Source organism: Peptoniphilus duerdenii ATCC BAA-1640, from assembly GCF_000146345.1.
In the GTDB taxonomy this organism is placed as follows: Bacteria; Bacillota; Clostridia; order Tissierellales; family Peptoniphilaceae; genus Peptoniphilus_B; species Peptoniphilus_B duerdenii.
In genome coordinates, this window is sequence record NZ_GL397071.1 from 1,896,095 (window position 1) to 1,909,080 (window position 12,986).

Below are 12,986 nucleotides of genomic sequence, written 5' to 3' on the forward strand. Positions count from 1 at the left end.
CTCAATTGGAAAGGGGTGAAAATATTTTTTATCTTATATATCCATTGTTACTATTGTTTTGATTTAAAATCAATATTGGTGATATACTTCCATCTGAAAATACTTGAACTACAAAGTCATAGTTATAATTTTGATAGAAGCTTGGAAGATTAAATCCTTTAACTTCAAAATCGTATCCTATAATATTTCTAGTCACTGGTCCTTGCAATACATCATATCTACTAACAATAAACATATTTTTTAAATAATTATAACTGTTTAATTTTGCAGATACTCTATAGAATCCATAGTTTGAATTGTTGTTTGAAAGTTGAATATTTTTTATATAACTTCCGTTGTTTTCAATAAGAACATAGCTACCAGTATAAAAGCTTCCATTATAATTATATGATCCATTAACTGTTGTGTTGTTGTTTATAATGTAATCATATCTATTTCCTGTAGCATATTCTTTAATAGTTATGCCTATTGGATTTCTTCTAGTATTATTATCATAGTCTACCTTCTCTATTGTACCAAATGCAACATTTCCAAAATTTATGTTAGATTTGTTTCCAATAAATCTGTAGTTTGTGTATTCATTGATAGTATTGCCAACCTTTAGGTTGTCAATCTTAGAATTCTTTAAATTGTTATCAAGTCTTACATAGAATTTGTAATCCTTGCCATCCTTAAGAGTAACGGTGATTTCTTTTAGTAATTTATAAGCATCAACAGATCCGATTTCCTTAAGAACACCACTAATTTGTCCGTTCTTAGGAGTAACTACCATCTTAGTTAAATATCCTTGTGCATCTAGATTGAACTCTACCATGTCCCCTTCTTTTACATAAGAAAGTGGAGATGCAATTCCTAGGATAGTTATATCTGGGTTTGTGCCTAATGTGAAATTAGTTTCCTTAGAAGTTGAGATACTATCAGATGCCTTTAGATCTATTGAAGAGCTATTATTTGTGTACTTAACCTTTACTTGGTTTGAGTAAACTCCTGAAACATATCCTACATATTGAGTAACTACGTCTTTTATAGTTACTTCAACAGCAGTTCCTTCTACTCCTTCACCTACACCCTTTTGATACTTAACTTCTACTTCTTGTCCTTCTTTTAATTTTGTTGCATCAGCAGATGTACCATTGATTGTGAACTTGGTGTTTCCATTGTATTCAAAACCTAAAGTGGTACTACCATTTTTGATTATGAACCTATTTAAATTATTAGTTGAAGATGCGAGTATAACTTCACCTTTAGCAGTAGTTACTTGTATCTTGGATTTGTAATCATAAGCTGCCTTAGTGATGATAGCCATCTCTGCACGACGGATTCCGTTTTTACCATTGAATTTTCCATTTGATCCTGTAGCTGTAAATATACCAGCCTTTACAAGAGAAGAAAGATATTCCTTCTTGTCCTTTGATAAATCATAGATATCTTTGTGTCTTAAATTAGAGATATCAGAGTTCTTACCAAGACCAAGAGCCTTTGCATAGAAAACTGCAATATCTTCTCTAGCTGGATATATTTTAGAGCCAGCTCCTATCTGTCCATTTCCCTTTGCACTTTCAAGTTGTTTCATTGTGATTACATTGTTTTGAAGACAGATTGCAGCAGCATCAATTGCCCAAGTGTCCATTCCTAGATTTATTAAATCTTTTCCATAAGTATTAGTTGCCTTGGTAACTTCATCGCTACTTGGGTTTATAATACCCTTAAGTAAGCTAAGAGTTTGAGGAAGACTCACTAAATTTTCTGGCTTGTAAGTTCCATCATTAAATCCAGCTATAATATTTTTGTTGCTTAACTCATCAATTGCTGAGTATGCCCATTTATATGTCCCAGTTGAAGCAACATCAGAAAACTGTTTGGCAAAGCTATATGTAGGTAGCATTGCAACAGCAAGTGATAATGCTAAAATACGTTTTGATTTTTTCATATTATACCTCCAATGAGTATATTATATCACAGTTTATTAATATACATTTATTACAAATTTATTTCATTGTTTACAAAATGGCTTAGTTAAGTATAAAATAGATGTGAGTAGATAAAGAAAGGATGGGATTATATGAGATACATACCCGTTTCATTGGATACAAAAGATAAAAATGTTTTAGTACTCGGTGGAGGAGTTCTAGTTCTAGAATCTATAAAAAAATTACTTCTTACAGAAGTTCATGCAATCTATATCATTGCATCAGAAATTCTACCAGACATCACCAAGTTGGAAGAAGAAAATCCAGAAAGAATAAAGATAAAAATCATGGACATCGACGAAAACTTCAGATTCTTTGGATACGATATGGTCATCATCGGCACATACAATTTAAATCTAAACAACGCACTTGAAAATAGAGCACTAAATTCAAATCTAGCATACCAAAGACTCGATATCAAATCAGAATCAAGCTTCATAATCGATGACTTCTACAATGTTAGCGACATAACTCTATCAGTTTCTCGCACATCAAGTCTACCAGAGATCGAAGAAGAATTCTCCAAAGATTTAAAAGACTTGGTAAGTGACTACAACGAAGATAAAATAAATCTTCTAAAACAAATACGAACCAACTTGATCAGAAAGAACGCAAAAGACATCGAAAAAACCATCACAAAACTCTACAAAGACGACACAGTAAATCTAAGAGAATATCTAAACTCTGACATAGAAGAATCAGAAGAAATAAAAGAAGAAAAAGATTTGAAAAAAGAAACCGTCGAAGAAAAATTAAAAACAGAAACAACAGACGATATAGAAAGAGAAGAAAATAAATAAATAAAGAAAGAAAAACAAAAGCTGGCATTTAAAGTCAGCTTTTTTTTATGTAATGAATTAAAATTAAAAAATTTCTTTTTTAATTTTAGTAATTTTTCCAATTTCAACTGTAGCGGAAGCAACCTGTATCCATCAACCTCAATATTATATTATTTTTATCAGGCGAAGCCGTGGGAAAACAACGATTTATATTCACAACCGTAGCGGAAATCTAGGTTCTACAGCCGAAGGCTACATTAGACCTCCCAACTGCAGTCACCCTGAGAGGCAGTCGAGTTCTGCAAATCAGCCTTCATTTCATTCGACTTCTTTGGAACTATGCACGAGACCTGCTACGAAATCAAAGATTTCGGCTAGGGCTTCGAAGGATCTGACCTATATTTAACCCATCTTTACCCAAAAAAATATTATAGTGACCTCCCAACTGCAGTCACCCTGAGAGGCAGTCGAGTTCTGCAAATCAGCCTTCATTTCATTCGGCTTCTTTGGAACTCTTTGCACGAGACCTGCTACGAAATCAAAGATTTCGGCTAGGGCTTCGAACGGGTATAACCTCCGAGGACCTAACCTTTACAAATGAAATCCAAAAAAACCTACACTTAACTCAAAAAAACGCCTACATAAAGTAAGCGTTATACTAATATAATTAAAATACTAATTTATTTCTATTTGATAAAAACAAAGATTTATCATTAATCTTTCGCATCTTAATCTAAATTTTTAAATACATATAGTCAAAATCAATTAGATCACCATCAATCTCAAAGTAGCCTTCAAATGTACCTATTTTTTCAAATCCAAATTTTTTATATAAATGAATCGCAGTTTTATTATCACTTCTAACTTCCAAAGATATAATCTTTGATTTTGCCTTGTCTTTTGCGAATACAATCAAAGTGTCTATAAAATTTGTTGCAATCCCTTGGTTCCAAAATTTTCTTTGAACGCACAAACCTATATTGCCACGATGTGACATTCTTCCGTTTTTTAAAGTAGAATAGTTTGCAGTTCCAACAATCATTCCATTTATCTCAGCAACAAGCATAATCTCATTATCACAATTTAAAAGCTCTTGTAAAATTCTCTTTTCTTCTTCAATTGTTATCGATAGACCTTCTTCTCCATAACTTAGATTATCAGTTTCAGACCCACAAATCTTTATATGTTCCAAAATTTGTCTTGCATCACTAGGAAGTGCCTCTCTGATATTAATTTTCATATTAACTCCCGTTATTATTTATATTTAACATTATCTTTTAAAAAAAAGATGAATTTCTAACATCACTTAAATAATCTCTAAGCTGCATAATCTCGTCTCTATTAAATCTCAAATTTAAGAAGTTATCCGTAAGTCCATCGTTCCAGAAATATATTATCCACTCGAGATAGATATCTTCTATTTCATAACCAGGAGCAACATAAGTATACTTTGGATCCTGTCGCAAATCTTTTTGCGGATGCAAAATAAAACAGAAATCAGGCTCAATGCATGTCTTCTCAATAATATCTGTAAGTTTATTGTCTAAAAGAAGTGTGAAATTCTCCTCCAAATCATCAACTTCACTAGAAAGTAGAAGCTCAGCATCTTTCACTTGATACTTTAACCAATCTCCAGAAGTTAAAGAAAAATCACACCTACACCAATCGCTAAACTCCTCACGATTATCAAGCTGATAGTTTCTGATATTTAATTTTACATCAATTCCTCTTATATTAATTTCAAAACTCATTTTACTCTATATTAAATCTCTTCAATACCAATACTCCTAAGATAATTATAAGTTTCATCATAAAACTCTTCTAATCTTGTCACATCAGAGTTAGATCCATTTGGAACATAGATAATCATCCCTTGTCTTGACCTTGTTAACAAAACTCTATATGAATTCTTTAGATAGAGTCTATCTTCGGGCTTGTTTATATTTATCCATTTAGATCCATGAAATCTTTTGTATTGCCATTTTCCATCTTTCATTCTTAAATCAGCATCCCAAGCAACAATCGAGTAGTCAAGTTCAAGACCTTGAACATCGAATTCCGTAACTACATCTTCAAGATAATAGCAGGATCTCACATCATCTTTTTCATTAAGAAACCAATTTGCAACATTTACTTCATTCTTTACAAATATTCCTTCCGCTTTCAATCTCAAGGCACCACTCGTTGCTAACATGCCATACTTTTGAGTACCCTGTGCTTGTTCTTTTATCCAATCTTTAGCTTTTTCTAAATTCCTAGTCAACCTAATTGGATACTTTTCTTTAATCTTTACATAAAAATTTTTTGCATTTTCTATATCTATATCTAAAGTTGCTTTTATAAAGTCTGCAAGGTCCGGTGTTCTAAATGATCTTAATGATACTGACAAATGTAAATTGTCTTCATATTTCACCTTCAAGCCATCTATCATTTCATCCCAACTATTGTCAATTAAGTATTCGTCTTTTAAATTTGTAGATACATATACATCCCAATCTTTGAAGCTAGATCTTAAAGCATCGAACCATTCAGGCAAACCACCCTCGCCATAGTTTATCTCTTGGCCACCTCCAATTAAACATATAATTGTCGCCCAATCCCTATGTCTATCAATAGTACTAATAAGAAATTCCGGCTCACTATATTTAAAATTAATTATTCCTTTTTTCGTCTTCATAAACTTAGCAATTTGGTCGTGATTCCAAGAACGTTGCGCCTCATCAAAAATTACTATATGCTCTGGAGGTACATCAGTATTATTTACAAAAGAATCCCTATACTTGTGTATCATTTGAATAAAAGCATTTGTTTTTCTATGCTCTTGTGATTTCGTTGTTTTTATACCAAGATCTTTCATCTTGTTTAGTTTATCTCGCACTAGAGCTTCTTGTAAAACTTGAACTAATGGAAAATTACCTGATAGAAAAACCGCATGCTCTCCTTTTTTTGCATCAGATTTCTGAATACTTAAATTTAACCCAACCAAAGTCTTACCCGCTCCAGGCACACCCGTTACAAAACATATAGACTTTCTATTATTCGCTTTGCTGAAATTAATTATTTCATTCACAGCATCAGTAGTTAAGCTAATATTTTTTGCACCAGCATCGTTTCTTGTGATATCTGTTACATTATGACCTGTATATAGAGCTTGCGCAGCTTCTACAATAGTTGGCGTTGGAAAATATTCGCTATAAATCCATGATTCATATGAAAAATCCTTCTTATCAATCTTCGATGAAATATTTAAGATTAGATTTCTAATCCCAAATTCATTACATCTTAGAGGTTTGATAATATCGTCTTTAATAACCAATTTATTTTCAAATTTTGGAGCATCTGTCGCTATTAGAATGGGAACAATCAGTTTGTCCCTACTTTCTTTATGGAAATTTTTAAGATCTAGAGCATAATCATACACCTGATCATAATCATTACTATTATATCTGTCACTACCACATTTAAATTCCAAAACAAAAATAATATTTTTAAATAAAATAATATTGTCGATTCTCTTTCCCATACGAGGAATTACATACTCAAAAAGAATTCTTGAGTTATGATCATCTAACCCACAGAGCTCTCTTTTTAAAATTTCTATTTCAGATTTCCATGTGTTCTTTTGTTGGATTCGAGTGTCAGCAGAAGAATCATTACTGCTAATTTTTCCAAGGATTGTTTCATCATCAGTATTAATAAATTCTGATATGGTAGAATCATAAAAAGCCCTTAAACTATTCATATTACTCCTATTATTTTTCTAAATATTCAGAAAACGCATTTGGCAACCAATCTGGATATTTACCTTCTACTGAATATTCTAATTTTTCATCGCAAACTTCATACATATTTACCACCTAAAAATCATTTAATAAAACTAAGTATAATATTTATAAGTTATATCAATTATATCCCAATTGAATACGTTCTTAAAGTTGATATTTAGATATTTTTCCTCATAACTATTCCTTAAATTTTAATCAAAAAAGCACCTAACTATGTTAAGTGCTTCTAAGTTTTCTATTATTTCCCATCCATTAGCATGAAATATATTTTATTTATTTCTTTTACATTAGTGGTCCAAATATTCTCATAAATGCGCCGAAAAATCTATATTTTCTTGGAAATGATTGGTAGTATTCTATATCGATTCTTTGACTTACTGCCAATGTGTTTTGAAAGTCTTCTTCTACGCTTGATGCAGTTTCTATTCCATGGACAAATACTCCGTTTTCAAAGTTTAGATACATGGATCTAAAGTCCATGTTAACTGTTGAGACTGTGGTTGCTTCTCCATCTATGATTACCACTTTTGAATGGACAAATCCAGGTGTGTATTCGTAGATTTTTACTCCTTCTGGGATTAAATCTTTGTAGTAGGATCTTGCTACTGCAAATGGTATTTTCTTGTCTGGTATGTGTGGCATGATGATCTTAACATCAATTCCCCTCTTCGCCGCAAATGTTAGGGCGGTGAGTACTTCGTTATCGAGGACAAGGTAAGGGGTCATGATATGTATATATTTTTTCGCTTCGTAGATCATGTAGAGGTACACATTCTTCGCAAGGGATTCTCCATCTCCCGGTGCGTCTGCGTATGGTATGACGTACTCGTCACTGTTTGGAAAGAATCCGTCCCTTGGTGCTAGATATTTGTCATAATCTTCTTTTCCGTCTGCAAATATATTCCACATTTGAAGAAATATTGCGGTCATGCTCTTAACTGCTTCTCCTCGTATGCGTATGACATTGTCCTTCCAGTGTCCGTATACTTCGATTAGGTTTACATATTCGTCTGCTAGATTAACTCCGCCGGAAAATGCTAGGTCGTTATCTACTACCAAAACTTTTCTATGGTCTCTGTTGTTTTGATAGGTTGAAAGAAATGGTGATACTGGTGCAAATATCTTAACCTTTATTCCTTTGCTCTTTAGTTCTTCTTCAAAGTTTCTTGGAAGGTTAAACATACTGATGGCGTCAAACATAAATCTGACTTCCACCCCTTCTTTTACCTTTTCTTCCAAGATGCTTACAAATTCATCTAGGATTTTGCCTGGTTTTAGAATAAAATATTCTGCAAATATAAATTCCTTCGCCTGTCTCATTGCAGAGAATATGGCATCGAATCCTTCTACTGTATTTTCGTAGTAATCGACTTTTGTGTTTTTGTATACTGGATATGGTCCCATCTTGTGAACATAGTCTGCCAAGCCTTTGAACTCGCTGGCATATTCTTCCATCTCACCTAGATGGTCCTTGTTTTGAAATAGGTATGGCTTCGTCTTCTTTATGTTTTCTTTTAGTGAATTTATTCCTAGTTTGTTTCCTGGAAATGTGTGAAGGAATAGATATAGCATGGTTCCAAATGCTGGAAACACAGATATCGGTGCCATCCATGATATTTTAAATGCTGGGTTCATGTCCTTATCGATGATGTGTGTAATCATTGCTATGGTTATTATGGTCATCGCCGGCGTAAAATATTTTAGATATGATTTGAACTTGGTGTAGATTACAAATAATAACGCCAGTTGGATCAGTACAAGGACAATGATCAGTATCATTGGTCTGTCCTTGTACTTTTTAGATAGGATTTTCGCCCATTCTTCGTATTTCTTTTTTAAATTCTCTTTTTTCTTCTTAGATATTATCTTTCCCATTTTTATTTTATGATTTTAAAGTCCTTTGGATATTTGTTTAAGACTTGACATCCGTCTTCTGTAACTACTACCAAGTCTTCAATCCTAACTCCACATACTCCAGGTACATAGATTCCTGGTTCTATTGAAAATATGTTTCCAACTTTACAAATATTTTCGTTGTTTTGAGATACATCTCCCGCTTCGTGGACTTCTCTTCCGATGAAGTGTCCAGTTCTGTGGGTGAAGTATTCTCCATAGCCTGCGTCTTCTATTATCTTTCTAGCTGCTCTGTCCACGTCTTTTAATTTTACTCCAGGAGCAACCTTTTTGATTGCTGTTTCATTGGCAAGCTTTACAGTTTCGTAAATCTTCTTCGCTTCTTCGGAAGCTTCCTTGTAGAAGAATGTCCTTGTCATGTCTGAACAGTATCCGTCCTTGATACATCCGATGTCTACAACTATGGAGTCTCCTGCCTTTTTCCTGCTGTCATCTGTAACATGATGTGGATCCCATGAAGCTTTCCCATATCCCACGATTGGTTCGAAGGAAAATCCTTCTGATCCTAAATCTTTATATGTCTTTAGAAGAAGTTCTCTCATTTCCATTTCTGTGTAGTCTTCTTTTAGAAGTTCTTCCATTCTACCCATGGCAAGGTCGTTTAATCTTGATGCTTCTGCCATAAGTTTCACTTCTTCTGCATCTTTTATCGCTCTTATGTCGTCTATTAGATTAGATGCAACGACGAATTCCTTCTTTCCATCCATAATTGGAAGTAGAAATCTAGCATCCATAAATTTATCTACACCAATTTTTTTAGAATCTTTGATTTCATTTTTAAGCATGCCTACGTAATCGTCTGTATCCAAGAAGTAGATCGGTTCTACATATTTATTTCCATCCACATTAAATAACTTGGATAAGAATAGTTTTGCACTATTATATTTTATAACTAGGACATACATCCTTTCACCTGGATCGATTTCAATTCCAGTTAGGTAATCTATAGCCACTCCGTCTGTAATCAAAAGAGTGTCTAGATCTGTTTCTTTTAATTTTTCGTATAGTTTGTTAATCATTTTTCACCTTCTAATTCAATTGCTATGACTTTTTTATTCAAAGCCTCATCCAAATTTACAAATTTTGCGTCCTTCGCTTCAAACTTTTCTCTTCCATCTTCATAAGAAGTTACGAGAGCCTTCTTCAAATTTTTGATTATCTCGTAGGTAGATTTGTCGTAGTCCATGTAGTAGTATGTAGTGCCTTTGATAGTAATCTTTTGCATCTTTAAATTTACAGGGCTATCCGCATCTATAAAAGATATTTTTACATTAGATTCCATAGTCATCCTCCAAGTACATTGTAGCATATTGAAAATTTGTATTAAAGACAATAATTACCCTGTATGTTATAATTATAGCAAGGAGGCAATATGAAAAATTACAAATTAATCGAACAAAAATATATTGAAGATATCCATTCAGAAGTAAGTCTATATGAACATGAAAAGACTAAGGCAAGAGTAGTAACTCTTGAAAATGATATGGATAACTTGGCATTTGGAATCGGATTTAAAACTCCACCTAAAGATTCCACTGGTGTTGCCCACATACTTGAACACAGTGTCCTTGGAACCAACGAAAAATATACCACCAAGGAACCTTTTTTTGACCTAATCAAAACTTCTGTGGCAACATTTTTAAATGCGATGACATTCTGTGATAAAACCATCTATCCTTTCTCATCAAAAAATAAAAAAGATTTCTATAATCTTTTAGACGTATATATGACTTCTGTCCTTTTCCCTGGAATCTATAAGAGCAAAAATATTTTCCTAAGAGAAGGCTGGCACTACGAACTTCTTAACAAAGAAGACGACATAACTATTAATGGTATCGTCTACAACGAAATGAAGGGTGCCTACTCATCTGAAGACGAACAAATCTACGATGGAATAAGACTTAAACTCCTTGAAAATTCTACCTATGGCATAGATTCAGGCGGTAATCCAAAGAATATTCCTGATTTAAGCTACGAAGAATTTCTAGATTTTCATAGAAAATACTACCACCCATCCAACTCATACATCTACATCTCTGGAAATCTTGACATGGAAGAAGCTTTAGAAACTATCGACAGAGATTTCTTATCTAAGTTTAACTATCTCGATGTGGATTCAGAAATAATTCTTCCTCCAGCTAGAACTAAGAGAGAAGAATTTAACTATGAATACGCAGCTGCTAAGGAAGAAAAGAACAAAGACTACTTGGCAATCGGATACAATCTTGGAAGATATGACGACAAAATCGATTCATTCATGGCAAACTTCATGAGCGAACTTCTAATAGATTCAGAAGCAGCTCCAGTTAAAGAAGCATTAGTTGCCAAAGGTCTAGGTGAAGATGTATATGCTATCACCCAAGAAGGACTAGTTTTAGATTTCAATATCTTCTCTAAGTACACATCTCGCGATAGAAAAGATGAATTTGTAGAAACCGTCGAAAGCACACTTAGAGATCTAGTTAAAAATGGAATCGACAAGGATCTACTAAGAGCAACTCTAAACAAAGTTGAATTTGGAATAAGAGAAGGTGGCGGAGCAAACGCACAAATCTACAGATTTATCTGGGCAATGTCCAACTGGCACTATGGCAAAACACCTTTCGAAGGTCTAGATTTCTCAAAGACTATTAATTTCATAAGAGACAAGATAGACACAGACTACTTCGAAAGATATATAGAAGAAAAATTCCTAAATAACGAAAACTCAGTAGTTATGGTCGCAACTCCATCTGCAACTAAGAATGAAAAAGAAGCTAAGGAACTAAAAGATAAACTAAGCGCCTACAAAGCATCACTTAGTGACGAAGAAATCGAAAAACTAATTGAAGATACCAAGGCTTTCAATGAATTCTTAAGCAAGGAAGACTCTGACGAAGACAAGGCAACTTTACCAACACTTGAGCTTACAGACATAAAACCAGAGATCGAACACACAGAATTTACAGTAGAAGAATATAAAAACTCTGAAATTTTAAAGATCGACCAACCAACAAATGGAATAACATTCTTAAACTTTATGTTTGACAGTTCCTTTGTAAAAGAAGAAGATCTATTCTACTATTCACTACTAGATGCATTCTTAACCAAACTAAATACAGAAAATTATAGCTACCAAGAGCTAGATAATATAATCAACATGAACACCGGCGGAATCAATTCCAAGTCCATCGTACTAACCCACAACAAGACGAGAGAAATGATGCCTAAGTTCAAAGTAACCATGCGAGTTCTATCAGACAAGGTGGAAAAATCATTTGAAATCTTAGAAGAAGTACTATTTAGAACTAAATTTGAAAACAAAAAGAGAATGAAGGATATCCTTCTTGAACTAAAGAGCGACATGGACAGCCGTGTCATCCAAATGGGACATATCGTCGCAGCAAATGTAGTTAAATCCTACTACGCAAAAGATTCCTACTACCAAGAAGTAATCGGCGGATTTATCTTCTACAATAGACTATGCGACTTTATCGAAAACTTTGATAATGAAGTGGACACATTAATAGCAAAACTAAAAGAATTTGCATCCAAGATGTTCAACCGTCGTGGCATGGTAGTAAGTGTCACCCAAGAAGGAAACCATATGGATAATATTTCTGAAGTAAAGAAATTCATCGACCATCTAATCGACGAAGAAGTAGTACCAAGTCCATTTGAATTCAAAGAAAATCCAAGAAATGTAGCCTACACATCATCAGCAAATGTAAACTACGTTGCAAAAGGTTACTCATACAATAAAATTGGCAAAGAATATAACGGAAATATCGCAGTAGTTAAAAACCTAGTAGGCTCCGACTTCCTATACACAGAAATCCGTGCAAAGGGTGGTGCTTATGGTCAAGGACTACTAGTAAATCAAGATGGAGATATGGTAGCAACCTCATATAGAGATCCACATATCACAAACACCTTGAAGGTTTACGACCAAATTCCAGAATATCTAAAAAATCTTAAACTAACAGACAAGGAACTAAAGGACGCAATCATCGGTTCAATCAACACCTTCGATCCAAACTTATCACCACAAGACAAAGGCGAACTAGCAATGTCAAGATATGTTACAGATCTAACAGAAGAAGAAGTTGCAAAGAACAAAGAAGAATGTCTAAAAACAACCTTAGAAGATTTGAAAAACTACGCAGAAGTAGTAGAAAAAGTAATGGAAAAAGAATATATCTGTGTCATCGGAAACGAAGAAAAAATCATGGAACACAAAGAATTATTCGGCGAAATCATGCCATTACAAAGATAAAAATAGAAAAGACAGTGTATTATAAAGTACACTGTCTTTTTGTTTGCACAAAATCTCTAGGTGGTCATCACCCTGAGAGGAATTCTAGTATAGCGAACTTTCCAACTGCGGTCAACCTGAGAGGCAGTCGAGTATAGCGAACTTCCCAACTGCGGTCACTCTTAGAGATGGTCGAGTTCAACAAAACTCCCAACTGCAGTCACCCTGAGCGAGGAAATTTATTTCCGAGTCGAACGGGTATAACCTCCGAAGGTCAAGTCCTGGCAAATGAAATCATCAATTT

Annotated in this window: 9 protein-coding genes; 2 read left to right on the plus strand and 7 right to left on the minus strand. The window is 33.8% G+C overall.

Annotated features, from left to right (window positions below):
• Positions 1–28: 28 nt before the first annotated feature.
• Positions 29–1,930 carry an S-layer homology domain-containing protein gene (locus tag HMPREF9225_RS09880; protein ID WP_008902560.1) on the minus strand — a complete coding sequence of 634 codons (1,902 nt, stop codon included), beginning with the start codon at positions 1,928–1,930 and terminating at the stop codon, positions 29–31.
• 132 nt (positions 1,931–2,062) lie between these two features.
• Between HMPREF9225_RS09880 and HMPREF9225_RS08635 the strand changes: the two genes are divergently transcribed.
• Positions 2,063–2,770 carry an NAD(P)-dependent oxidoreductase gene (locus HMPREF9225_RS08635; RefSeq protein ID WP_008902561.1) on the plus strand — a complete coding sequence of 236 codons (708 nt, stop codon included), beginning with the start codon at positions 2,063–2,065 and terminating at the stop codon, positions 2,768–2,770.
• A gap of 712 nt (positions 2,771–3,482) precedes the next feature.
• On the opposite strand, the gene HMPREF9225_RS08640 is transcribed toward HMPREF9225_RS08635, so the two are convergent.
• The 6 genes from HMPREF9225_RS08640 to HMPREF9225_RS08665 all read right to left on the minus strand — a co-directional run bounded on the left by HMPREF9225_RS08640 (position 3,483) and on the right by HMPREF9225_RS08665 (position 9,730).
• Positions 3,483–3,989 (minus strand): GNAT family N-acetyltransferase, encoded by a 507-nt coding sequence (locus HMPREF9225_RS08640; RefSeq protein ID WP_008902562.1) that lies wholly within the window; start codon positions 3,987–3,989, stop codon positions 3,483–3,485.
• Between the two features lie 37 nt (positions 3,990–4,026).
• The gene (locus tag HMPREF9225_RS08645) at positions 4,027–4,500 is read right to left on the minus strand and encodes a WapI family immunity protein (RefSeq protein ID WP_008902563.1); all 474 of its coding nucleotides are present in this window, start codon (positions 4,498–4,500) and stop codon (positions 4,027–4,029) included.
• Positions 4,501–4,511: 11 nt separating this feature from the next.
• A complete protein-coding gene (locus tag HMPREF9225_RS08650) occupies positions 4,512–6,491 on the minus strand; it encodes a DUF2075 domain-containing protein (RefSeq protein ID WP_008902564.1) in 1,980 nt (659 codons plus the stop codon).
• 325 nt (positions 6,492–6,816) lie between these two features.
• Positions 6,817–8,409, minus strand: coding sequence for a cardiolipin synthase (gene cls / locus HMPREF9225_RS08655; RefSeq protein ID WP_008902565.1), 1,593 nt, complete (start codon positions 8,407–8,409; stop codon positions 6,817–6,819).
• Positions 8,410–8,411: 2 nt separating this feature from the next.
• Positions 8,412–9,467, minus strand: coding sequence for a M24 family metallopeptidase (locus HMPREF9225_RS08660; protein ID WP_008902566.1), 1,056 nt, complete (start codon positions 9,465–9,467; stop codon positions 8,412–8,414).
• Positions 9,464–9,730 (minus strand): hypothetical protein, encoded by a 267-nt coding sequence (locus HMPREF9225_RS08665; RefSeq protein WP_023060162.1) that lies wholly within the window; start codon positions 9,728–9,730, stop codon positions 9,464–9,466. Before HMPREF9225_RS08665 ends, HMPREF9225_RS08660 begins: the two co-directional genes overlap by 4 nt.
• Positions 9,731–9,820: 90 nt before the next feature.
• Between HMPREF9225_RS08665 and HMPREF9225_RS08670 the strand changes: the two genes are divergently transcribed.
• A complete protein-coding gene (locus tag HMPREF9225_RS08670) occupies positions 9,821–12,703 on the plus strand; it encodes an insulinase family protein (RefSeq protein ID WP_008902568.1) in 2,883 nt (960 codons plus the stop codon).
• The last annotated feature ends 283 nt before the right edge of the window (positions 12,704–12,986 follow it).